General features: G+C 59.6%; 22 protein-coding genes. 1 reads left to right on the top strand and 21 read right to left on the bottom strand.

Going from position 1 to position 24400, the window contains the following annotated elements:
- Positions 1 to 12 precede the first annotated feature (12 nt).
- The 9 genes from WNZ14_RS04230 to WNZ14_RS04190 form a co-directional block, all read right to left on the bottom strand.
- Positions 13 to 1629: an ABC transporter ATP-binding protein gene (locus WNZ14_RS04230; protein ID WP_342867346.1), complete on the bottom strand. Its 1617-nt coding sequence runs from the start codon at positions 1627 to 1629 to the stop codon at positions 13 to 15.
- On the bottom strand, positions 1629 to 2486 hold the full coding sequence (locus tag WNZ14_RS04225) for an ABC transporter permease (RefSeq protein ID WP_342867345.1): 858 nt from the start codon (positions 2484 to 2486) through the stop codon (positions 1629 to 1631). The genes WNZ14_RS04230 and WNZ14_RS04225 overlap by 1 nt, the downstream gene beginning before the upstream one ends.
- 8 nt (positions 2487 to 2494) lie before the next feature.
- Entirely contained in the window at positions 2495 to 3445 is a 951-nt protein-coding gene (locus tag WNZ14_RS04220; RefSeq protein WP_342867344.1) for an ABC transporter permease, read from the bottom strand.
- 85 nt (positions 3446 to 3530) lie between these two features.
- Positions 3531 to 5021, bottom strand: coding sequence for an ABC transporter substrate-binding protein (locus WNZ14_RS04215; RefSeq protein WP_342867343.1), 1491 nt, complete (start codon positions 5019 to 5021; stop codon positions 3531 to 3533).
- Between the two features lie 36 nt (positions 5022 to 5057).
- Complete coding sequence (locus WNZ14_RS04210) at positions 5058 to 6365, bottom strand: acetylornithine deacetylase/succinyl-diaminopimelate desuccinylase family protein (protein ID WP_342867342.1); 1308 nt, start codon at positions 6363 to 6365, stop codon at positions 5058 to 5060.
- Between the two features lie 117 nt (positions 6366 to 6482).
- On the bottom strand, positions 6483 to 6812 hold the full coding sequence (locus WNZ14_RS04205) for a septal ring lytic transglycosylase RlpA family protein (protein ID WP_342868507.1): 330 nt from the start codon (positions 6810 to 6812) through the stop codon (positions 6483 to 6485).
- A 158-nt stretch (positions 6813 to 6970) separates the two neighbouring features.
- Entirely contained in the window at positions 6971 to 7843 is an 873-nt protein-coding gene (locus WNZ14_RS04200; protein ID WP_342867341.1) for an SDR family oxidoreductase, read from the bottom strand.
- Between the two features lie 10 nt (positions 7844 to 7853).
- Positions 7854 to 9056, bottom strand: coding sequence for a tRNA epoxyqueuosine(34) reductase QueG (gene queG / locus WNZ14_RS04195; RefSeq protein WP_342867340.1), 1203 nt, complete (start codon positions 9054 to 9056; stop codon positions 7854 to 7856).
- A 4-nt stretch (positions 9057 to 9060) separates the two neighbouring features.
- Complete coding sequence (locus WNZ14_RS04190) at positions 9061 to 9753, bottom strand: glutathione S-transferase family protein (protein ID WP_342868506.1); 693 nt, start codon at positions 9751 to 9753, stop codon at positions 9061 to 9063.
- Between the two features lie 189 nt (positions 9754 to 9942).
- Between WNZ14_RS04190 and WNZ14_RS04185 the strand changes: the two genes are divergently transcribed.
- On the top strand, positions 9943 to 10746 hold the full coding sequence (locus WNZ14_RS04185) for an undecaprenyl-diphosphate phosphatase (protein WP_342867339.1): 804 nt from the start codon (positions 9943 to 9945) through the stop codon (positions 10744 to 10746).
- A gap of 11 nt (positions 10747 to 10757) precedes the next feature.
- Here WNZ14_RS04185 and WNZ14_RS04180 read toward each other — a convergent pair whose 3' ends face one another.
- The 12 genes from WNZ14_RS04180 to WNZ14_RS04125 all read right to left on the bottom strand — a co-directional run bounded on the left by WNZ14_RS04180 (position 10758) and on the right by WNZ14_RS04125 (position 24359).
- Positions 10758 to 10910: a hypothetical protein gene (locus tag WNZ14_RS04180; RefSeq protein WP_342867338.1), complete on the bottom strand. Its 153-nt coding sequence runs from the start codon at positions 10908 to 10910 to the stop codon at positions 10758 to 10760.
- Between the two features lie 272 nt (positions 10911 to 11182).
- Positions 11183 to 11881, bottom strand: a complete 699-nt coding sequence (locus WNZ14_RS04175) for a sulfite exporter TauE/SafE family protein (protein ID WP_342867337.1) — start codon at positions 11879 to 11881, stop codon at positions 11183 to 11185.
- Positions 11882 to 11949: 68 nt separating this feature from the next.
- On the bottom strand, positions 11950 to 12930 hold the full coding sequence (locus WNZ14_RS04170; protein ID WP_342867336.1) for a complex I NDUFA9 subunit family protein: 981 nt from the start codon (positions 12928 to 12930) through the stop codon (positions 11950 to 11952).
- 151 nt (positions 12931 to 13081) lie between these two features.
- Positions 13082 to 13375, bottom strand: coding sequence for a DUF1330 domain-containing protein (locus tag WNZ14_RS04165; protein WP_342867335.1), 294 nt, complete (start codon positions 13373 to 13375; stop codon positions 13082 to 13084).
- 19 nt (positions 13376 to 13394) lie between these two features.
- On the bottom strand, positions 13395 to 14123 hold the full coding sequence (pyrF, locus tag WNZ14_RS04160; RefSeq protein WP_342867334.1) for an orotidine-5'-phosphate decarboxylase: 729 nt from the start codon (positions 14121 to 14123) through the stop codon (positions 13395 to 13397).
- Positions 14124 to 14214: 91 nt separating this feature from the next.
- Entirely contained in the window at positions 14215 to 14796 is a 582-nt protein-coding gene (locus WNZ14_RS04155) for an NAD(P)H-dependent oxidoreductase (RefSeq protein ID WP_342867333.1), read from the bottom strand.
- Between the two features lie 194 nt (positions 14797 to 14990).
- Positions 14991 to 15590, bottom strand: a complete 600-nt coding sequence (gene pmtA / locus WNZ14_RS04150) for a phospholipid N-methyltransferase PmtA (protein ID WP_342867332.1) — start codon at positions 15588 to 15590, stop codon at positions 14991 to 14993.
- A 116-nt stretch (positions 15591 to 15706) separates the two neighbouring features.
- A complete protein-coding gene (dnaJ, locus tag WNZ14_RS04145) occupies positions 15707 to 16849 on the bottom strand; it encodes a molecular chaperone DnaJ (RefSeq protein ID WP_342868505.1) in 1143 nt (380 codons plus the stop codon).
- 193 nt (positions 16850 to 17042) lie between these two features.
- Entirely contained in the window at positions 17043 to 18140 is a 1098-nt protein-coding gene (locus WNZ14_RS04140) for an acyltransferase (RefSeq protein WP_342867331.1), read from the bottom strand.
- Positions 18141 to 18378: 238 nt separating this feature from the next.
- The gene (gene dnaK, locus WNZ14_RS04135; RefSeq protein ID WP_342867330.1) at positions 18379 to 20289 is read right to left on the bottom strand and encodes a molecular chaperone DnaK; all 1911 of its coding nucleotides are present in this window, start codon (positions 20287 to 20289) and stop codon (positions 18379 to 18381) included.
- Between the two features lie 254 nt (positions 20290 to 20543).
- Complete coding sequence (locus tag WNZ14_RS04130) at positions 20544 to 22739, bottom strand: transglycosylase domain-containing protein (protein ID WP_342867329.1); 2196 nt, start codon at positions 22737 to 22739, stop codon at positions 20544 to 20546.
- A 228-nt stretch (positions 22740 to 22967) separates the two neighbouring features.
- Positions 22968 to 24359: a M20/M25/M40 family metallo-hydrolase gene (locus WNZ14_RS04125; RefSeq protein ID WP_342867328.1), complete on the bottom strand. Its 1392-nt coding sequence runs from the start codon at positions 24357 to 24359 to the stop codon at positions 22968 to 22970.
- Positions 24360 to 24400: the final 41 nt, after the last annotated feature.

The raw sequence follows: 24400 nt of genomic DNA, 5'->3' as shown, positions 1-24400 counted from the left end.
GTGGTCCTTCCTTCATGCTGAGCTGGCTGGCGCAGCAAGGGCTGCTTCCAGCGATGGCGTCGCCGCCACCAGCTCTCTCGTATAGGGATGCTGCGGATTGCGAAACACGCTTTCTGTCTCGCCGTGCTCGACGATCTTGCCGTCCTTCATCACCAGCACCCGGTCGGTGATGGCACGAACAACAGAAAGATCATGCGAGATGAACAGATAGGACAGGTCCAGCCGGTCCGACAAGCCCGCCAGCAGATCAAGTATCTGGGCGCGGATGGACACATCGAGCGCCGAAACCGCTTCATCGAGCACAATCAGCGCCGGCTCAATGATCAATGCCCGGGCAATGGCGATGCGCTGGCGCTGGCCGCCGGAAAACTCATGGATGTATTTGTCGGCGTCACTGGATGTGAGGCCGACTTCGGTCAGAGCACGGTCGATCCGCCGCTCGAGCTCGGCGCCGCGCGGCGGGTCCTTGACGAGATGGAACGGTTCCGTAACGAGCCTTCGCACCCGGTGGCGCGGGTTGAATGATCCATAGGGATCCTGAAACACCACCTGCATCCCGGCCCTGAGTTCGGGATGAGGACCATCACCGGCACTGGAAAAGAGATGACCGTTGAGTCGGATATCTCCGCCTTGCAAGCCGTCGAGCGCCAGAATCGAGCGGGCCAGGGTCGACTTTCCACAGCCGGATTCACCGACCAGGCCCACATTCTCGCCCTGGGATATCTCGAAGCTGACGTGGTCAACGGCTCGGAACGCGGGCGGCTTGACGAAGATGTTGCGGCGGGGTTGCTGATAGTCGCGGACGACCTTCTCGACGGCCAGAACCGGCGTTGCGCCTGGTTGAGGCTTCCGGTTTCGTTCCGGCACATGGGCGGAGGCAGAGAACAGTGCCCGCGTGTAGGGATGGCGCATGGCATGAAAGATCTCGCGGGTCGGACCCGCCTCGACGACCAAGCCATCCTTCATGATGGCAATCGAATCAGCGAGCCCCGCCACCACGGCAAGATCATGGGTGATCAGCATCAACCCCATGTTCTCTTCCCGCACCAGCTGCTTGAGCAGATCGAGGATCTGGGCCTGGGTCGTTACATCCAGCGCCGTGGTCGGTTCATCGGCGATCAGCAGTTTGGGCCGGAGCGCAATGGCTTGGGCGATGACAACGCGTTGACGCTGTCCGCCGGAGAGATCATGCGGAAAGCGATCGAGCGGGAACCGGTCTTCGGAAAGGCCGACCCGGTTGAGCATCTCGCGGGCGATCGAAAACGCCTCCCGGCGGCTGGCGCCGGTGTGGATGCGCACCGTTTCGGCGACCTGATCGCCAATCGTGCGCACCGGATTGAGAGCCGTCATCGGCTCCTGGAAGATCATGCCGACATCGCGGCCGCGCATCTTGCAAAGCGCCAGTTCATCCATGGTGGAGAGATCGGCGCCGGCAACTTTAATTGACCCGCTCCATTGGCTGCCATGCGGCAGCAATTGCATCACCGACAGCGCCGTCATCGATTTGCCGGATCCGGATTCGCCGACAATGCCAAGGATACGGCCGGGCTCCAGGGTCAGGTCGATATCGTGCAACACGGTCTTGCCGTGAATGTCGACCTTCAGATCGGAGATGGAGAGCACCGACATCAGCGCCCCCGTCTCAGTTTGGGGTCGAACAGATCGCGCAGGCCGTCACCCATCAGATTGAGGCCGAGCACCGTGGTGATAATTGCAAAGCCGGGAAACAAGGCCATGTGCGGCGCAAGCGAGATCAGCGTCTGCGCATCGGCCAGCATCCGGCCCCAACTGGGCAATGGCGGCTGCGCCCCGAGCCCGACATAGGCAAGGGCTGCTTCGGCGAGGATCGCGAGAGAGAATTGTATGGTGCCCTGAACGATCAGCAGATTGGTGATGTTGGGCAGGATGTGTTCGGCCGAGATACGGCTCTGGCTCTTGCCTGCCACTCGTGCGGCGAGCACGAAATCGCGGGTCCAGAGCGACAGCGCGGCTCCGCGCGCCAGCCGGGCAAACACCGGCACATTGAAAATGCCGATGGCGATGATCGCATTGACGGCGCCGGGACCAAAGACGGCGGTGATCATGATGGCGAGCAACAGCGACGGAAAGGCAAACACCAAATCATTGCCACGCATGATAATCTCGTCGATGAGGCTTCCCCTGCGCGCGGCGGCATAGAGACCCAGCGGCACGCCGAGAATCATGCCGATGCCGACCGCGACAAAGGCCACGGCAATCGAAACCCGGGCGCCGACCATGATCATCGAAAATATGTCGCGTCCGAAATGATCCGTGCCGAACCAATGCGCGAGCGACGGTCCCTTGAGCTTTCCAGCGATATCGAGCTTGGTCGGATCGAACGGCGTCCAGATAAACGAGACAAGCGCCAGCATGACAAACAAGGCCGAAAGAAGCGTGCCGATGACGAAGGCCGGATGGCCGAATGCAGCGCGCAGCAGGGAACGGTTAGCCGGATTCGCACTCATGTCAGTACTCATGTCCGGCGCCTGCGCAATCGCGGATCCGCCGCCGCATAGGCGAGATCAACCAGGAAGGTGACGACGATGACGGCGAAGACCAGCAGGATGACGACCGAGCGGACGACAATCAGATCACGCTGGGTGATTGCCTGAAATGCCAGACGGCCAAGGCCAGGCAGATAGAAGACGTTTTCAATGATGATGCCACCGGCCAGCAGGAAGGAAAACTGCAGGCCGATGATGGTCAGCACCGGTATCAGCGCATTGCGCAGCGCATGGCGCCACAGAGCCTGACCGCGGCTCAGCCCCTTGGCGCGAGCGGTGCGCATGAAATCCTCATCGAGCGTGTCGATCAGCGAGGATCGCATCACGCGAGCCAGGATAGATGCCTGCGGAAGCGCCAGGGCGATCGCCGGCAGTGTCAGCGCCTTCATCGCGGGCCAGAAGCCGGCATCCCATCCCGGAAACCCGCCGGCCGAGAACCAGCGCAGATTGACCGCAAAGACCAGCACCAGGATCATCGCAAACCAGAAATTGGGGATGGCCACGCCGAGCTGGGTTGCGCCCATGACGGAAAGATCGGCTGCCGAGTTGCGGCGGGCAGCGGCGAGAATACCGGCCGGAAAGGCAATCAGGGTCGAAAGCGCCAGCGCATAGAGTGTCAGCGGCAGCGATATCACCACCCGCTCGGCAATCAGTTCGGAGACAGGAACCCGGTAGGTATAGGAAATCCCAAAATCACCCTGCAGCAATCCTGCGACCCAGCCAATGTAGCGCAATGCCAAGGGCTCATCGAGGCCGAGCTGGCTGCGCAAGGCAGCCACTGCCTGGGGATCGGCGTTTATCCCCATCATGAACGATGCCGGATCGCCGGGCACCACTTCCATCACCAGGAAGATGACGAGACTTGCGGCAACAAGGCTGAGCGACAGGGAGAGGAGGCGCCGCAGAAGGTAGGCGGTCATTGGGCACGATCCAGGGGGGCATGATCCAGGGGCATGGTAAAGTTATGGCCGGGCGCAAACCCGGCCATCATTGGCGTCTCAGGTCTCAACCTTCCCAGTAGACACCGGTCATGTCGTTGGCCTGGGTCGGCGAGTTCGGCCAGATGCCCTTGAGCTTGGCACTGGTAACGCCGGTGCGGGCCAGCTGGAACAGATAGGCGTTGACGTAGTCGTCGGCGATCTTCTTCTGGGCCGCCTGCATCAGCTCGGTGCGCTTGGCTGGGTCGGTGGCCTTATCCAGGTCAGCCATGATCGCCTTGAAAGCGGGATCACCGTACTGGAAGTAGTAATCGTCGCGAGCGTAAATGCCGATGTCCATCGGTTCGGTGTGCGAAACGATGGTCAGGTCGAAATTCTTCGCCTTGAACACATCATCCAGCCACTGCGCCCATTCGACATTGGTGATGTCGACATTGATGCCGACTTCGCGCAGCTCGGCCGCAATGATTTCGCCGCCGCGGCGGGCATAGCTTGGCGGGGGCAGCTTCAATGACAGGGTCAGATCGCTGACACCGGCTTCCGCCAGCAGAGCCTTGGACTGCTCGGGATCATAGGCCGACTGGGCGGTCAGATCGACATAGGCCGGGTTGTGCGGCGCAAAGTGCGTGCCGATCGGGGTTCCGTAGCCGAACATGGCGCCATCGATGATTGCCTGACGATCAATCGCATGGGCGATCGCCTGACGAACCTTGATGTTGTCGAGAGGCGGTTTCTTGTTGTTCATGCCGAGAATGGTTTCGCCCTCGGACGAACCGATGATCACCGAGAAGCGCGGATCACTCTCGAACTGAACCAGGTTCTCAGGCGCGGGGAAGGTCGGATAGGCATCGATATCACCGGCCATCATGGCGGCAAAGGCCGCGGTCGGATCGGAAATGAACTTGAAGGTCACCTTGTCGAGCTTGACCGGTGTGCCCCAGTAGCCGGCAAAACGACCCAGTTCGACGCGGTCGCCCTTGACCCATTCGGTGAAGCTGAACGGACCTGTGCCGACCGGCTTGGCGGCGTTGTCGGCCGCGGTCTCAGGCGCAACGATAACCGCATCGCCCCAGGCCATGTTGAACAGGAACGAACCGTTCGGCTTGGAAAGCGTCACCTTGACGGTGGCCGGATCGACCACGTCAACCGAAGCGATGTCGGCAAACAGCGCCTTTTGGGCATTGGTGGAATCGGCGCCACGGGCGCGATCAAGCGAGAACTTGACGTCGTCAGCGTTGAAGTCCGAACCGTCATGGAACTTCACGCCTTCCTGAAGCTTGAAAGTGTAGGTCAGGCCGTCCTCGGAAATCTCCCAGCTTGAAGCCAGCGCCGGCAGGATGGCGCCGTCGGAGCCAAAGCGGGTGAGACCCTCAAACACGTTGGCGTAGACCACTTCATCGATCGCAGCAGCTGCGCCGCCGGTCGGATCAAGGTTCGGTGGCTCGAGCTGCATGCCGATGCTGGCATCCATCTTGGCGGCCATGGCCGGGTTGACGCCGAGAGCCAGTCCCAGCGCCAGCAACGAAACGGCAGCAGCCGTGATCGAATTTTTTGTCATGTCAGCTTCCTTTGTTCCCGTTAATCCGGATGCGTCTTACGCGCGTCCGTGCAGAAGATCGTCCAATGCAAAGGCCATGACCTTTGCCGAGTCCACCATGTCGTCGATCCCGACATATTCGTCCGGCTGATGCGCCAGATCGAGGATGCCGGGGCCATAGGCGATACAGTCTTTCAAGCGACCAATGCGGTCAATATGTTTCTGATCGTAGGTGCCGGGCGAGACGACATGGACCGGCTCGCATGACAGGGCAGAGCGGATACCGCGCTCAACTGCCTTGACGACCTGGGAATCAACCGATGTCATGGTTGGGCTCACCTGCCAGAGTTCCTCAAAATCATAACGGAACCCTGTCCGCTCAGCCTTGACCCGTTCCAGCAGCGAGACAATCTCTTCGCGCACCTCTTCGGCCTTTTCCTCGATCAGGTAACGCCGGTCGATGACCATACGTGCTTCGTCAGGCACGCAGGCCGACGGGAAACCGGTGAAATCGGGATCTGGCTCGGCCTGGCCACCATGAAGCGAGTTGATGTTCATGGTGGATTGCCGGGCACCGTCGGGAACCACGGGCATGGCAGTGTGTTTTTTTGCCAGAGCCGGAAACAGGTTTTTTTCCATCTCGGTGATGACGGCGCCCATGTGACGGACTGCGCAATCGCCCAGAAACGGCATCGAACCGTGGGCAATGCGGCCGTGGGTACGGATCTGGGCCCACATGACGCCGCGATGGCCAAGGCAGATCCGGTCCTTGTTGAGCGGTTCGGGAATGATCACGTGCTGGACGCGTTCGGGCGAGAAATAGCCCTGTTCGGCGAGCCAGGCGACGCCGCCATAGCCGCCGGTTTCCTCGTCAGCCGTTCCGGAAATCTCGATGGCGCCGGGATATTCTGGCCACAGCGCAACAAAGGCTTCCGCAGCGACGATCGAGGCCGCGAGCCCGCCCTTCATGTCACAGGCGCCACGACCATAGACCTTGCCGTCGGATACCGTTCCAGCGAAGGGGTCGAAGGTCCAGCCTGCACCGGTCGAGACCACGTCGATATGGGAATTGAAATGCACGCAGGGTCCGGAGCGGCCGCCTTCGCGACGACAGATCACATTCCAGCGTGGATGCCGCTCGCTGTCACCGGGCGTGCCTTCGGCGCGCAGCAGCTTGACGTCGAAGCCTGATTTTTCGAGACGACGGGCGAGATATTCGCAGATGTCGCGATAGAAATCGCCAGGCGGGTTGAGTGTCGGGAAGCGAATCAGATCCTGGGTCAGCGCCACCAGATCATCCCGCCTGGAGGCTATTTCCCTGGTCAGGGCTTCCTGCCGCCCCAGAGTTTCCACGCTGTCCGTCATTCACCGCCCCCAAAAGCGCCGCGCGTTCACGTGAACGCGCAACAGCGCTGTAACCCCTTGAAACAATACACGTCACGCCACAATAGCGAGACAATCGGGGCTGGCAAGACGGTTGACTCAGGAAACCACGTGATAGCAAACTTTTGCGACGCCAGACTTGATCATGCCCAAATGGCTGGCGGCTGCCTTGGACACGTCGATGATGCGGCCCTTGACGAAGGGACCCCGGTCATTGATGCGCACCACGACGCTCTTGCCATTGCGTGGATTGACCACCTCGACCTTGGTGCCGAAGCGCAGACGCGGGTGGGCAGCAGTGAGCTTGGAAGGGTCCATGCGCTCGCCCGACGCGGTGCGCGACGTCAGTGCATACCATGACGCGCGCCCACAGGACGGCTCGGCAGCAGATGCGGGCACGACAGGCGTAAGGGTGGCTGCAGCGGTCATAAGACCTGCAAGGAACAATCCGGCGACACGTGCGTTGATGCTAGTTGAAGTCAATCTCAAATCCCTCGTTGTGATGCCGTGGGTATTGAGCATTCAATCAGGCTAAAAAAAGATCGCCAAAATCACTTGTTGTTGCGCTTTGTTGCAGGGCAGCATCTCTACTGCTGCCACGACCCGTCGACATACAATCCATTCAGTCCCGAAGAATAATCGGGATAGAGAAATGTGTAGCCACTTGCCTTGATCCTGGCATTGGAAACCCGCTTGTTTTCACCGTAGAAAGACCGCGCCATCGGCGACAGATCGGCGGTTTCGAAATCGATTTCCGGCGGCAACTTCGCCCCCATCAGTTCCACAGCCAGGCTGACGACATCCTGCGGCGGAGCCGGCAGATCATCGGTGACATTGTAGATCCCGCCAAGCCGTTCCCTGGCGAGCAGCGCAGTGGCGCCGCCAATGTCGGCAACGTGGATGCGGTTGAACACCTGCCCGGGCTTGATCAACCGCCGCGCCTTGCCTTCATGAACTGTCTTGAGCGCATTGCGTCCGGGACCATAGATACCCGATAGCCTGATGATGGCGAGTGGCACACCAGCTTCCGCAGCCAGCCTTGTCCAGCCGTCCTCGGCTGCCAGACGGGCCACCGACCGTTTGGAGACGGGCCGGCACTGGGTTTCTTCATCAACCCATTCACCGTCATGGTCGCCATAGACGCCGACAGTGGAGAGATAGCCGATCCACTCGAGTTTGGGCATCGATGGGCGCAGTCCGCCGGAAAATGCCTCCAGAAGCGGATCGCCGTCTGTATCCGGCGCAATCGACATGACCAGATGGGTAACCTCGCTCAGGGCGGCGCTCAGATCTTCTCCTGGGACGTCTCCCTGATAGATGAAAGGGGTCAGTCCAGCACCTTGCAGCGCCGGAAACCTCTCCGGGCTGCGGGTGGTGCCACCGGCAAAATCGCAGTCGCCAGAAAGCGCCCGGCCAATCGCAAGGCCGGAAAACCCGGCGCCGAAGATCATCATTCTCATAAGCTCAACCTCATTCCACGTCTTTCCCGGCGCCGAGCGCCAGTTGCCACTCTTGCCGAACCTCAGGGTCAGGCTCTTCACCGGCTTCAGCCGCCAATTGATGCATGTGGTCCGGCGCCGTCAACTGTGACACTGCCCAGATTGCAGCGCCACGCACCAGCGGCGAAGCATCGGTCAGAAGCGCTTCGCAGGCCGGGACCAGGCCGGGTTCGCTGCTGTTTCCCGCCGCAACCAGCACATTGCGCATAAACCGGTCCCGGCCGATGCGCTTGACCGGAGAGCCAGAGAAAAAGGCCCTAAACGCGGCATCGTCCATGGTCAGAAACCCTGACAGGGACGGCGAGCGCAGATCATCGCGGGCGATCAGTTTCGCCTCATTTGCGACTTGCGCGTATTTGTTCCACGGGCAGGCTGCCAGGCAATCGTCACAGCCATAGACACGGTTGCCCATCGCCGCGCGGAACTCGTGCGGGATCGGGCCCTTGTTCTCGATGGTGAGGTAGGAAATGCAACGCCGCGCATCGAGCTGGTAGGGCGCAGGGAAGGCATTGGTCGGACAGGCATCGAGACAGGCGCGGCAGGAGCCGCAATGATCGATTTCGGGCGCATCGGCCATCAGGTCGACCGTGGTGAAGATCGAGCTCAGGAAGATCCAGGAGCCATGGCTGCGACTGACCAGATTGGTGTGCTTTCCAATCCAGCCGAGCCCGGCGGACTGGGCCAGCGGCTTTTCCATAACCGGCGCGGTATCGACGAAAACCTTGACGTCGCCACCGGCGCGGGAGGCAAATTTGCCCGCCAGTTCCTTCAGCTTGCCCTTGATGACGTCGTGATAGTCGCGGTTGCGGGCATAGACCGAAACCGTGGCATTCTGGGTTTGGTCAAGGTTTTCGAGCGGATCACAATCCGGCCCGTAATTCATCGCCAGCACGATGACCGATCGCGCCTCAGGCCACAGCACCTGCGGATCGGCGCGACGGTCCAGCGTTTCTTCGAGCCATTGCATCGAGCCGTGACGACCGAGTGCCACGAACTCGGTCAAGCGATCATGCAAGGCGGGTTCTGAAGCCGCAGAGGTCACGGCAAATGCGCAAAAGCCCAGTCGCTCAGCTTCTACCTTCACAAAGGCCTTGAGGCGTTCCGCTTGGTGTCTGGCCTTGGATAGATCCACATCGTCAGGCGGATGGGGCCCGGTATGGCTTGCGCCCGCCATCAGCCTAGAAATCAAGATCTGCGTAATGGGCGACGGGCGGCAGGTTGCGGATCCGGTCGGCGAGCAAGGGCCGGAACGACGGACGGGACTTGACGCGCTGGTACCATTCCTTGGCCTGCGGATACTCGTTCCACTCTATCTCGCCGAGATAGTCCATCACCGACAAAGCGGCGGCGGCGGCGAGATCGGCATAACTCAGCCGGTCGCCAGCCAGCCATGCGCGCGATCCGGCGAGCCAGGACAGGTATTTCATATGCTGGCGGATATTGGCGCGGCCAGTACGGAGCATCTTGGGATCCGGCGCACCGCCGCCCTTGCTCGTCGGCAGCTGCAATTTGATGATCCTCTCGCGCACCAGCGGACGCACCACATCCTGCTCAAACTTGATCAGAAACCATTCTATCAAGCGCCGGATTTCAGCGCGACGGAACGGATCTTCGGCGAGAAGGCGGCGATCGCGCTTGAACACACCGAACGACTCATCAATCCACTCGGCAATGATATGCGGTCCGCAAAGGGCATGGCCATTGTCGGTGACACAGACAGGCAGGGTTCCAGCCGGATTGATTTTCAAAAAATCAGGACGCTTCTCCCAAGGCAATTCCTCCACCAGCTCCGCGGCAAAATCGACCTCGTTGAAACAGACCCGAACAAATCGGGACGCTGCGGATATGGTGTGATGATAAAGAACTGGCATCGTGAAGCTGAGCATGTTTGCGTTGGCGCCGGTGCGCGGGACTGGTCAGTTTCCGGAAAATAGAGCTATAGGGACTGGCCCACCGCAAGACAAGCGAATCACTGATCAGGTGTCAGTGATTCCTCGCCACCAAAATGGGCGAACCAATGGCCCAATGACGATAATCGTGCAAATCAGGGACGCTGCAGCATGAATGATACGACAATTGTGGGGGCCTTCCTCGGCCTCATAGAAGGCCTCACCGAATTTGTTCCGGTGTCCTCGACCGCGCATCTGCTACTTGCAGGGCATTTCCTGGGCTTCAAGTCACCTGGCAACACTTTCGAGGTGCTGGTGCAGCTCGGCGCCATTCTGGCGATCCTGTCCGTCTATTTTGCCCGGCTTTGGGCGCTCGCCATCGCACTTCCTTCCAGCCCCAAGGCCCGGCATTTTGTCGGCGCCATCCTGCTGGCTTTCCTGCCTGCAGCGGTGATCGGCGCGCTGGCACATGACTTCATAAAGTCGGTTCTGTTTGAATCGACAGCGCTCATCTGTTGGGTGCTAATTGGCGGCGGCATTATTCTGCTGGTTATTGACCGGATGAAACTCACGCCGAAATACACCGATGTGATGGATTATCCGCTGTCTCTGGCCTTCAAGATCGGGCTTTGCCAATGCCTGGCCATGATCCCGGGCACGTCGCGGTCGGGCGCCACCATCGTCGGCGCCCTTCTGATGGGGGCAGACAAGCGCTCGGCAGCGGAGTTTTCATTCTTCCTGGCCATGCCGACAATGGCCGGCGCCTTCGCGCTCGATCTCTACAAGAATTACGGCCAACTCGCCCATGATGACATCGTCACCATCGCGGTCGGCTTTGTCATGGCCTTTATAGCTGGTGTGATCGTCGTGCGCGGACTGCTGGATTTCGTCTCACAGCACGGCTTCGCCTTGTTTGCCTGGTGGCGCATACTGGTCGGCGGGCTGGGGCTTGTCGGCTTGTGGCTGCTTGGCTGAGTGAACCGCTTTTACTCAGCGATTGCCTGAACCGCACAGGGATCAACGCCATAGGCTGGCGAGCAGCCTTTGGACGAATGGGCGACGCTGCGCGGCGCAAAGGCGGATGCGGACAAGATCACCACAATTGCGAATGCGAACGCGGATACGACTGTTTTGCCCATGAACTCATGTCCTGATCTTGACTGATACTGATTGCTGCATTCGGCCAATTGGCAAAACGCGTTGTGCACACCTGAACTCTTACGGCAACCCATCCAATGCGCAGGATGGGCGTTTTCGCAAAACTCGGCCCTGACGATTTGAAGGCCGAGTATAGCTACCCCCGGAGAAGCTGGGGCGATTTACGCGGCTCCGCAAATTGATTCAAGTCTGATTCACATAACGCTGCCAATAAAGCCGACGGTTTCTTAAATCATTGCTAACCATGCGCCATTCAGGCAACACTGCGCCGGATCAAATCGAGCGCAAGCACGGTCAGACATATCTTGAAAATCAGTTGAAAGCGGTTTTCCGGGGTTTTGCGCAGGATGTGGGTTCCCACCCATGTTCCCGCGAGCCCGGTGAGAATCATCGCAGCAATCAGCGGCAGCCACGGCCCGAATGCAAAGCCGGCGAGGGCAAATGCAATGGTCTTGACCAGATGCTGCAGGCTCATCACCGCGGCAGTGGTCGCCTGAAACTGCAAGCGTTCAGGAAAGGTCTTGGACAGGACCACGGCGTTGAACGGACCGGTGGCTCCAAAGATCATTGTCAGGAAAGTGGTGATTGCGCCGGTCAGGGCGAAGCCGGGAAGCCTGATCGCGGCAAGGCGCGGAAGCCGCATCCAGGTGATCAGCAGGATGAAGCCGCCAAGGGCCGCCTTGAGCAAAGGCTCTGCCAAGGCCCCTACTGCGGCGCTGCCTGCCCAAGCTCCGGGAATTGCGCCGATAAGAAAGGCGGCAAGACAAGTCCAGGCGACATGATTGCGCAAAATCGCTGCCCGACCGACATTGGAGCCCAATTGCACTATTCCGTGCACCGGTATGATGGCTGCAACAGGAACAAGATATCCCATCAGCGCAAGCATGGCGACGCCGCCGCCGATGCCCGCGGCAACGGTCAAGGCTGACGTGAAAAAGCTCGCCGCAATCAAGATCGCGGCGGCCCATATTTCCAATCCGGAAGGCAGCAGGACTGACGTCAGGGACGCGAAGTCAGCGCTCAGGCTTCGCTACCGGTGCCGCTGTACTGGCCGTGTGGCCGGTAACGGGTGAGATAGCTTGGCAGAATGGCTTCCACAGTGGTCGGAGCGATATCCATGCCAGCAAGGGTGCGGCTCTGACTGGTAGCGTCTGCTGAAACAACATTGTCGGTCTTGAGCAAAGTGACCTGATCGTCTGTCAACGGCGGGTCGATGAACGGGATGAGGGTGGCAACCTTGCCTATCAGAGAGGCGAGGCCCCACGGCAGCGGAAGCAAGGCGCGCTTGCGGTGGGTGATCTCGAGGATCTCTTCGAGAACGTTCTTGAAGGTCATAACCCGCGGCCCGCCGAGCTCATAAATGGTCCCGCCGGTCAGGTTTCCGTCGACGCTGCGGGCGACTGCTTCAGCGACATCACCGACATAGACCGGCTGGAACCTGGTTTCACCGCCGCCGATGAGCGGCAAGGCCGGCGCGAAGCGGGCCATTTCGGCGAATTTGTTGAAGAAACTATCTTCCGGTCCAAACACGATCGACGGACGCAGGATCACTGCGTCGGGCAAGACCTTGAGGACCGAGGCTTCGGCCAGGCCCTTGGATCGGGCGTAATCCGACTCGGAGTCGAGATTGGCCCCTATGGCCGAAATATGGGTGAGGCCGGCACCGGCAGCACGGGCAGCTTCAGCAACAGCACGGGCGCCGAAATCCTGAACCGAACCAAACGTATTGCGCCCGGATTCAAAGAGAATGCCGACGCAGTTGACGACGTAGTCAGCGCCCTTGACGGCTCTGTCGACAGAATCCCGGTTCCGCAGGTTGGCCTGAACCGCCATAATCTGGCCCACACCGCCCAGAGGCTGCAGATGACCAGCAAGGTCGGGCCGGCGCACGGCCACGCGAATGCGGTATCCGCGCCGGGCGAGCGCCCGCACAACATGGCGGCCAACAAAGCCGGACCCGCCAAAGACCGTGACGAGCTTGGGTTGATTCAGCGATGTCATCTGTGCACTCCCTGACAGGATCTCTAAGGCCGGTAGTATTCGCATCTGCAACCGGAATCAGCCACAGTCCACCAAAGCTCATAGTCAATAACCGGCGCAAGGTGAAGGGCTGGTCCGCGATGCGCGGGCATTTATCGCAGCTTCGTTGGTTTCAGGCGTCGTGGCCCTTGATGACTACCAGCTCGCCATCGGAGAATTTCTGACGGATCGCGCGCGCTTTCTGATAGGTTTCGGAGTTGTAGCAGGCAAGCGCAGCCTCATAACTTGGAAACTCGATCACGACATTGCGTGACCGGGCCTGGCCTTCGACCGGATCGAACTCGCCGCCGCGGACCAGAAAATTCGCCCCGAATTCCCTGTAAGCCGGCGTCGCAGTCTCTACATAAGCCTTGTAAGCTTCGGGATCATGCACATCGATGCGCCCAATCCAGTATCCCTTTACCATTATCCGGTCCTTTCGCGTTTCAGCTCTTGTTCATTTCAGCGCTGATCGCGCGGGCTGCCGCCGCCGGATCGGATGCTGCGGAAATTGGGCGCCCGACCACAAGATGTGTTGCGCCGGCTTCGAGCGCATCGGCAGGTGACATCACCCTTTTCTGATCGCCGAGATCCGCTCCCGAGGGGCGAATGCCCGGTGTCACGATCGCCATGTCGGGCCCGACAATCTCGCGGACCGCACGGGCTTCGGCTGCCGAGCAGACGATGCCGCCCATACCCGCGTCAAGCGCTTGGTGTGCACGGCGCAGAACCAGATCTTCAGGAGACAAGGCATAGCCGGCTTCAGCAACATCGTCGGCATCCATCGAGGTCAGCACCGTCACACCGAGCAGGCAGAGGTCGCTGCCCCTGGCAGCCTGAACCGCAGCGCGCATCGCTTTTGGATAGGCATGGATGGTCAACATGTCGACGCCCATTCGAACAACATTCTCGACGCCTTTGGCGATGGTGTTGTCAATGTCGAGCAGCTTCATGTCGAGGAAGACCTTGCGGCCCGATGCCTTGAGGTCGCGGGCAAGCGTGAAGCCGCCAGCAAAGGCAAGCTGGTAGCCGATTTTGTAGAACATTGCGTTGTCACCGATCCGTTCCACCAGGGCCTCGGCCTCGGCAACGGTCGGCACATCAAGCGCGACTATCAGGCGCGGATCAACATTTTCAGGGGCTCGTGCACCCAGATCATGCGCTGCATGTGGCATTTCGCGTTCCCTCTGTCTCAGCCGGTCCTCGCATGAAGACACCGTAATCGCAAGACCACGCCAAACGGCAAGGACCAAAAAACAGCCGCGCCTAGCCGGATGTCATCATCACGCAATGCCTGATCAGGGACTTGCAGGTGTTGACCAGCATCGCGTTGGTCCGCTCGTCCTTGAGCCGTCCGTCTGCCTCGAAGGCATCCGCAGCACCACTGACCGCGCACTGCTCGCTGATGACCTGTGTTCCTACGTTCACCATCACCGAGCGGACATGATAGAGGCCGCGTATACCACCCAGCTTTCCATTCGAGGCCGATCCGAGCGCAACATAGCGCCCTGACCATGGCTTGAGGGGCTGATCGCCGTCCTTCGAGATGAGGCTGAGCCAGTCAATCATGTTCTTGAGCAGAGGCGGGATCGATGAATTGTATTCCGGGCAACACAGGAAAACCCCCTGATGGGCGGCGATCAGGCGACCCAGTTTCATGGCATTGTCCGGAATGCCGCTCTCATTTTTCAAGTTCTCGTCAACAATCGGCAGCGGATAATCTACCAACGAGATACGGGTGACATCAGCTCCCTGGTTGGCCAACTCGAGCGAAGCGACGGCAGCCAGCGAGGCATTGAACGAACCGTTGCGGTTTGAGCCGGGAAGAACGAGTATTCTGGGGGTCATGGTTTGCTCCGCTGCGTGACAATCCCTCCACGGGATGCTGATTCCTGATCAACAATATATGGCAGCGAAAAATCGAGGGAAGCACTGGGGCGCCCATTATTGGAAATTGTAAGCCCGTCAGCGCCATTTGGCTGATGATCTCGCTTAGCGCTGCTCAATCACATCACTTCGATTGCTCGCCTTACGGCGTTCCTTCAGACAACCGAGACGCCGCGGCGATAAATCCACAGCCGCGCAGGCGGCACATTGCGCAACACGAAATCATGGTGGAGGACCTGGAAACTCGTCCCGCGGGACACGACGGGGGATGCAGGACCGTAGGAGAACTGGACCACAGGCCTTCCCAGCGGCACGCGGTCGAGCAGATCCTCAATCAGCGCAACCCGGCTGGCCATGGGAAAATTGAGCAGCGGTATACCAGATATCACGCTGTCGAACTGGCTGGCGTTCATTTCCCCAAGCGTTTCATCAAGATCAAAGGCATCGCCGCGAATGAACCGCACACCTGGAAAATCGAGCTGCAGACGGGTGTGGAAATCAACAGAATATTCTACCGACACCAGATTTTCAGGGGCTATGCCACGCGCCAGAATGGCCCGCGTAATGACACCGGTTCCTGGGCCGAGTTCAAGGACAGGCAATCCGGATACAGGATTGATCACCGACGCCATGGAGCGGGCGGTCACGGATGAGGTGGGCATGATGGCGCCAACGGCTTTCGGGCCGTCCATCCACCCTTTGAAAAAGCGGATTTCGTCGTCAAATCGCCTGGCGATGCGTCCAGGAACACTCATGATCACGGTCTGCACCCTCCAGCAGCGGCACCCTGTCCAGCAGACAGCTTACTTACACAGCACCAGCTGGACACAAAACATGGTTTCTCTTGGGCGACGCCTGCTTGCCCGAGGGATTAATCCGACATGGTGTCGAAAAAGCCCTTCATCTTCGAAAAGAAGCCGGTTGATTCGGGGCTTGTCTCCTTGGAAGACAGCTCCTGAAATTCCATCAACAATTCACGCTGCCGCTTGGACAGCTTCTGGGGTGTCTCAATGGTGATGCGGACATAGAGATCGCCAAACTGCGCCGAGCGCAGCACGGGCATGCCCTTGCCGCGAAGTCGCAGTTCCTTGCCGGGCTGAGTGCCTTCGGGCACAGTCACCCGCGAGCGGGCTCCATCCATCGTGGTGATATCAAACTTGCCACCCAGCGCTGCCGAGGTCATGGAAATCGGCACGGAGCAGTAAAGATCGGCGCCTTCGCGCTGGAAAACGGTATGCGGGCGGACCGAGAGGAAGATATAGAGGTCGCCCGAGGGGCCGCCGCGCATACCGGCTTCGCCTTCGCCCGACAATCTGATCCGGGTGCCATCCTCGATGCCTGAGGGAATGTTGACAGACAGCGACCGCTCTTCGGTAACACGGCCCTGACCCGCACATTTGGTGCAGGGGTCGGTGATGGTCTGGCCACGCCCGTGGCACGTCGGGCAGGTGCGCTCAACCGAGAAAAAGCCCTGTGCCGCACGAACACGGCCTGCGCCGCCGCACGTGGCACACGTGCTTGGCTGTGTGCCGGGCTTTGCGCCCGAGCCGGAGCAGACGTCACAGGTGATCGAGGTGGGAACGCGGATCTGCGCGGTCTTGCCGGTGTAGGCTTCCTCGAGCGTGATTTCCATGTTGTAGCGAAGATCGGCACCGCGCTCGCGACCGCCGGATGAACGTCGACCACCGCGACCACCCATCATTTCGCCGAAGATATCCTCGAAGATGTCGGAGAAGCCGCCACCGCCGCCGCCACCAAAGCCGCCGCCCATTCCGCCAGGGCCACCCTGTTCAAAGGCAGCGTGACCGAACCGGTCGTAGGCCGCGCGCTTGTTCGGATCCTTCAAGGTCTCGTAGGCCTCGTTGATTTCCTTGAACTTGTGCTCGGCGTCGGAACTGTCAGGGTTTTTGTCCGGGTGGTATTTCATGGCAAGCTTGCGGAAAGCGCTTTTCAGCTCTTTCTCATCCGCACCACGCGCCACACCAAGCGTTTCGTAATAGTCTGGCTTGGCCATAGTATCCGTCAATCTCTCTTCCGGGAGCGTCCGCTACGATGCCGCAGCTAGATGGACGCACAAGATCTCACACATGGTCCACCTAAAAATGCGTAAGCGGGACCCGCGCCTGAACGCGCTCTTTCGTCATGTAGTCACTCATCGAGAAAAATTCTAGCCCCCAATGAACCGGATAGTCTGCAGCCAATCCGGTTCAGGCCTGTTGGCGGGACAATATGCGACGTCTGGCAAGCCTGGTAAGCGTTGTTTCAATCCACTTTCCCACTGGCCGCTCGAACCGGCGCGCCGATGCCACAGCCACACAAACGGTAAGCATCACTGGAAGCGGCATGTAGATCCAGAACAACACGGGATCATCAACGCCGACTATGCGTTTCCAGAACAGCGAGTAGGCGAAAAGCTCGATCACAGGATGCCAGAGGTAGACTCCAAACGAGACCGCAGCCACGGGCATGATCGGCTCAAGCCACGCCGTTTCATCCTTTTCGGTCCGGTCAGCCAGCGCAGCCAGAACAATGGCTACGCCGAACATGGCGAGCGTGAGATAGATATTCGCGTTGGAAAACATGGCGGCAAACACGCCGCCGAGCATGCTCCACGCGAGCCATTGGCAGCGCGGTGGAACCTTCAATTGCCGCGTGACCTCACAAAGAAATGCTCCAAAGCTGAAATCTGCAGCCACGCGATAGGCCGCCCACAATTTCGTATCGAACCAGAAATCATATTGTTCGGTTGCGCCATTGTCCGCGATTTCCAGCGCCACGATAATAACTGCCACCAACAGCGCCAACCCCATGGCCCGGCCCCGGGCAGAGGCAAAAAGCACGATCGGAAAGATCAGGTAGGCAAACCATTCCCCCGATAGCGACCATGACACGTAATTGAAGGTCAATTCGGAATCGACGCCCCAAGCCTGGATCAGCAACAGATTGGCAGGCAAGGCCGAAAAGTCATAGCGCGTGTCAGCACCCTGGGAATGCAGCAGTCCGAGATGCACAAGCACACCGAACGCGACGAAAAACATGAGCGTGATCAGGTGAAGCGGATAGAGCCGCGAGAGCCGCTTGATCAGGAACAAGACGTAGTTTTCGCTTGTATTTTCCATCCTGCCATAGTGCTCGAAGATGAGAAAACCGGACATTATGAAAAACATGTCAAGCAGGGGCAGCATGTGCTCGAACCATTCGACAATGGGCTCCGGGTTCGGCGCATAATGTGAGAAGTGGTAGGCCATCACCAGCATCGCGGCCAGGAGTCTCCAAACTCCGAACAACCTGTAGTTCTGCCGCACCAAGCTCTCCAATCATCCACACGAGCCTGCTCCGTGTATCGGAACAACCCTCCGCCCCTGTATCCGTTGTCCGGTTCTCTTAACAGAACACCGCTTCAAAATTGGTGAAAGGCACAATCTGGTTCTATAAATTAGGGCTTTCTACCATTGCGCACAACCGTAAGTTCAGATCATCGTAAACGCGAAAAGGGCCCCGCTAGGGGCCCTCCGTCATTCTCGCGTGATGTCAGATCGACTATCAGGCTGACTTTTTCTCATCGTCGTCGTCGTTGACTTCCTCGAAGTCCGCATCAACGATCTTTTCTTCGCCGTCGTTTCCGCCAGCATCCTCGTCAGCCTGGGTCTGTTCATACATGGCCTGACCAAGCTTCATGGAAACTTCCATGAGGGTCTGGCTCTTGGCCTGGATGTCCTCGGCGTCAGGCTCTTCAGCTTCAACAGCGGTCTTGAGGGCCGCGATCGCATCGGCGATGGCGGTGCGGTCCTCTTCGTTGACCTTGTCGCCGTAGTCCTTGAGCGACTGCTCCGAGGAGTGGATCAGGCTTTCGCCCTGGTTCTTGGCCTCGACGACGGCACGACGCTTCTTGTCGCCCTCGGCGTTGGATTCGGCTTCCTTGATCATCGCGTCGATGTCGGCGTCGGAGAGACCACCGGATGCCTGGATGCGGATCTGGTGCTCCTTGCCGGTGCCCTTGTCCTTGGCCGAGACGTTGACGATGCCGTTGGCGTCGATATCGAAGGTCACTTCAATCTGCGGCACGCCGCGCGGTGCCGGCGGAATTCCAACGAGATCGAACTGGCCGAGGATCTTGTTGTCGGCAGCCATTTCGCGCTCGCCCTGGAATACCCGGATCGTCACCGCGTTCTGATTGTCTTCAGCGGTGGAGAAAACCTGGCTCTTCTTGGTCGGGATCGTGGTGTTGCGATCGATCAGACGGGTGAACACACCACCAAGGGTTTCGATGCCGAGAGACAGGGGTGTCACGTCGAGCAGCAGAACATCCTTGACGTCGCCCTGCAGAACGCCAGCCTGAATGGCTGCGCCCATGGCAACAACTTCGTCCGGGTTGACGCCCTTGTGAGGCTCCTTACCGAAGAACTTCTTCACAACTTCCTGGATCTTGGGCATGCGGGTCATGCCGCCGACCAGAACCACTTCGTCGATTTCGGCCGACTGGAGGCCAGCATCCTTGAGAGCTGCCTTGCACGGCGCAATGGTGCGCTGGACAAAGTCATCGACCAGGCTTTCGAACTTGGAGCGGCTCAGCTTCATGGTCAGGTGCTTGGGACCCGACGCATCGGCGGTAATGAACGGCAGGTTGATTTCGGTCTGCGAAGCGGATGACAGCTCGATCTTGGCCTTTTCGGCAGCTTCCTTGAGACGCTGCAGCGCGAGCTTGTCCTTCTTCAGGTCAATCCCCTGCTCATTCTTGAACTCGTCGGCAAGATAGCCGACCAGACGCATGTCGAAGTCTTCACCGCCCAAGAAGGTGTCGCCATTGGTCGACTTCACTTCGAAGACGCCGTCGCCGATCTCGAGGATCGAGACGTCGAAGGTGCCGCCGCCAAGGTCGTAAACCGCGATGGTCTTGCCTTCGGTCTTGTCCAGACCATAGGCCAGCGCCGCTGCTGTCGGCTCGTTGATGATGCGCAGAACTTCAAGACCGGCGATCTTGCCGGCGTCCTTGGTGGCCTGACGCTGGGCGTCGTTGAAGTAGGCCGGGACAGTGATGACGGCCTTCTCGACCTTTTCGCCAAGATAGGATTCAGCGGTTTCCTTCATCTTCTGAAGGATCATTGCCGAGATCTGGGCCGGCGAATATTTGTCGCCATTGGCTTCAACCCATGCATCGCCATTGTCGCCACGGACGATTTTGAAAGGAACAAGTTCCTGGTCCTTGCCGACAGCCTTGTCTTCAAAACGGCGGCCAATCAGACGCTTGACCGCAAAAAGAGTATTTTCAGGGTTGGTGACCGCCTGCCGCTTGGCCGGCTGGCCAACCAGACGTTCACCGTCGTCACTGAAGGCGACCATGGACGGGGTGGTGCGGGCACCTTCCGCGTTTTCGATCACCCGGGCGTCTTTGCCATCCATCACTGCGACGCAGGAGTTGGTGGTTCCGAGGTCGATACCGATAACTTTAGCCATATTCAATTCTCCTTGAAGCGAGCTGCCGGGACCCGGTCAGGCGTTCCATACGACAGCCCCTAACGGGACACTACTGAAAACAGGATGACCGGGGTCACCCGTTTCCGCCGCCATAGCCCAGACCTCACTTGCGCGAGACTCGCCGGAAGCGTTGAGCCGTATATAAGAATGTCATTTCCAGACTGCAAGCGTCATGGGAAATGCAGGTCGCAAGATGTTGTCTGTTTTTGCGGGTTTAATGCCCCGATTGGATATCAATTACCCATCAGGATGTCGAGAAGGGTGGTTCGCTTGTTTCCGTCCGGCTGTGCAGGCGCAGAGCCTATGTCAGCCGGCGGCGTCAGGAAATTGTTATCTGTAGCACCGGTCGCGTCACGCGAAACAGGAACCGGCGCCAAATCACGGACCAGACCGGCCACGGCGTCACCGTCCGCCCCGCTCGGGCCATCAATCGCGACGGGCGGCATCGGGCCTCCCATCGGCAATCTCGCAGGAGGCAGACCTTCGTGGGCGGCCTGCATGAACTGCTTCCAAGTCTCGGCGGGAAGGCCGCCGCCGGTGACGTTCTTCATCGGCTTGCCATTGTCATTGCCGAACCAGACCCCGGTTGCGAGATTGGCGGTGTAACCGACGAACAGCGCATCGCGGTAGGACTGGGTTGTTCCGGTCTTGCCAGCCGCAGGCCAACCGTCAAGGCGCGCCTTGCGACCGGTTCCTTCCTCGACCACGCGTACCAGCATCTGATTCATCATCGCAGCAACGGCTGGATCAATCACGCGGGGCGGATTGTCATAGGTGTTCTCGTAAAGCACCTTGCCATCATGGGTCGAGACCCGACGGATGACATGCGGCGTGGCTTTGTAGCCGCCGTTCATGAAGGGCGCATAGGCTCCAGTCAGCTCCAGAAGCGTGACTTCGGACGTTCCCAGCGCAATAGAGGCATTGGCCTTCATCGGCGCTTCGATGCCGAGGCGCCGGGCAGTCTGCACCACCGTCTTCGGGCCAACTTCCATGACAAGCTGGGCTGCGACCGTGTTGAGCGAGTGGGTCAAGGCATCTGACAAAGTGACCTTGCCGCGATATTTTCCATCATAATTCTCAGGCGTCCATTTGCCGATTTTCACCGGCGCATCATTGCGCACCGACAGGGGCGTGCGTCCCTGCTCCAAGGCTGCCGCATAGACAAATGGCTTGAAGGCAGATCCAGGCTGGCGCAACGCGTCGGTGGCCCGGTCAAACTGGCTGGTGGCGTATTCACGTCCGCCGATCAGCGCCCTGACAGCGCCGGTTCCATCGATGGAGACAAGCGCGCCCTGGCTGACGTTGAGCTTGGCGCCATTGTTCTCGAGCGTTGCCCGCAACGCCTTTTCGGCCTCGTGCTGCAGCTGAAAATCGATAGTCGTGTCGACCACAAGATCCTCCGTGATCTTGCCGACAAGATCAGGCAGTCGCTGCATCACCAGATCGGCGACATAGTTTTCCGAGCCGGTCCAGTAACTCTTGGCGCGGACCTGCGGGCTGGTCAGCGCGGTGGCAATTTCGGTGTCTGATACGACCCCCTGCTCGCGCATCGCGGCCAAGACCACCTGGCTGCGGGCTTCGGCAGCCTTCGGATCGCGCGCGGGCGACAGCCGCGACGGTGCCTTGAGCAGACCTGCCAGAAGGGCGGCCTCGGCAAGCGACACATCGCGAGCGGGCTTGCGGAAATAACGCCGCGATGCAGCCTCGACGCCATAGGCACCGGAGCCGAAATACACGCGGTTGAGATACATCTCCAGAATCTGGTCCTTGGTGAAGCGGTGCTCGAGCCAGAATGCCAGCAACACTTCCTGAACCTTGCGCTCCACCGTACGTTCCGGGGAAAGAAACAGGTTCTTGGCCAATTGCTGGGTCAGGGTTGACCCGCCCTGAACCATACCGCCGGCTGTCAGGTTTGAGACCATCGCCCGGGCCAGCCCGATCGGGTCAACGCCGAAATGCGAATAGAACCTGCGGTCCTCAATGGCGATGACGGCTTCTGGAATGTAAGGCGACATATCACCCAGCAGCAGGGCTTCTCCGCCTGTCGCGCCGCGATTGGCCATGGTCTCCCCCTTGACCGAGACAATCTTGACATTCGGCGGTCGGTCGGGGATCGACCATGTCGCAGCGCTCGGCATGCGCGCGCCGTAGAAAATAACCACACCTGCAATGGCGATACCACCCCATATGCCCAGCACACAGCACCAGTAGACCATTGAACGCAAGGCACCGGTGATCCGGCCGCGCGACGTCCGGCCCCGGGGCTTGCGGGCTTTAGACTGGGGCTTTTTCCGGCGCTTGGCAGTTGTGGATTTGGGCGTGGTTTTGCCGGCGACGCGATCATCGGCAATGGTTCGCGAACTTCCCTGTGATCGCGAGCCTTCAAAAGAAGGCTCGATTCGGCTTCGGGTTGTTTTCTTTCGCGCCATCAAGGATCCGGATGCTGTTGTGTCCCGGCAGGCCGCGCAAACGATTGGGTTGCGAGAACGATCCAGGGTTTGGTTTCACAGCAATTCCGTTACGGAAACAGTCAATGTCCCATTCCGAAACTGCCCGGCGATCTGAAAACACCCTAAATGCGACGATTTAAGGGGTGGTTAAGGAAACCACCCCTTTCACAGTCTCAGCAACCAGCAAGCGGTCGTCGACTCCCAGTCTCACCGCACCGACAAGGCACCCAGAATGCGGACCCAGGACCGGATTCCCTTGGCGAAGGATGTCAGGTCGTATTTCTCATTGGGCGAATGAATCCGGTCATCAGTGAGGCCAAAACCGCACAGAACCGATTGCAGGCCAAGAATGTTCTGGAAGTCGCCGACGATCGGGATGGAGCCGCCCATGCCGATCATCACTGCAGGCTTTGGCCACTCATCGGTGAGCGCGGTACGCGTCTTGGTGACCACGGGCGAATCAAATGGCAGCTGAATTGCAGGTGAGCCGCCATGCGGTGCAAAGCTGGCTGTGCAATCGGCCGGCAGGCGGGCTTCAACATGGGCGCGGAAGGCCTTGCTGACCTGTTCGGGATCCTGCTTTCCGACAAGCCGGAAGGACACCTTGGCCGAGGCTTGCGCCGCTATCACGGTCTTGAAGCCTTCGCCGGTGTAGCCGCCCCACATGCCGTTGACTTCCGCCGTGGGCCGCGCCCAGGTGAGCTCCAGCACGGAGCGGCCCTGTTCACCTGAGGGAACCGAAAGGCCGATTTCACCCAGAAACGCTTCAGACGTCCGGCCAAGGCTTTCCCAGCTGGCAAGCACCTGTGCCGGAGTTTCCTCGACGCCGTCATAAAACCCTTCAAGCGTCACTCGGCCGGTCTCATCATGCAGATCAGCAAGGATCTTTGACAGGATATGCAGCGGGTTGGCGGCAGCACCACCGAACAGGCCGGAATGCAGATCACGGTCGGCTGCGTGGATCGTCACTTCTTCGCCGACCAGACCGCGGAGTGCGACGGCGATTGCCGGTGTCTCGGTGTCCCACATGCCGGTGTCGCAAACCAGGGCGCACTCGGCCTTGAGTTCATCGGCATTGGCCTCGAGAAATGGCTTGAGCGATGGCGAGCCGGATTCCTCCTCGCCTTCAAACAGGATGGTGATGCGGCAAGGCATTGAACCGGATGCCGCCTTCCAGGCCCGGCAGGCCTCGACGAAGGTCATCAGCTGTCCCTTGTCATCAGACGATCCGCGGCCGGTGATGGCCTTGCGGCCCGGTGCAATCTCCTTGATCGCAGGCTCGAACGGCGGATCGACCCAGAGATTGAGCGGATCAACCGGCTGAACGTCGTAATGACCGTAAAAGAGATAATGTGGCGCATCCGGCGTGGCACCATCATGGTGGGCGACGACCATGGGATGACCGGTGGTGTCGCGCAGACTGGCTTCAAAGCCAAGTGAGGTCAGCTCATCGACCAGCCATTGACCAGCGCGGCGGCACTCGGGCGCGTAAGCGGGATCGGTCGAGATCGACTGGATGCGCAGAAGCCCGAACAGACGCTCTAGGCTGTCATCAAAACTGGCGTCTGCAGCGGAAAGGGCGGCGGTCAGGTCTGTCATGGGATACTCCGGAGGGAATCAGAAGCAGGCAGAGTAGCGCC

This window comes from Hoeflea sp. AS60 (assembly GCF_038900115.1).
GTDB lineage: Bacteria > Pseudomonadota > Alphaproteobacteria > Rhizobiales > Rhizobiaceae > Hoeflea.
The sequence above is the reverse complement of the archived record's forward strand: the minus strand, read 5'-3'. Positions and strand labels throughout refer to the sequence as shown.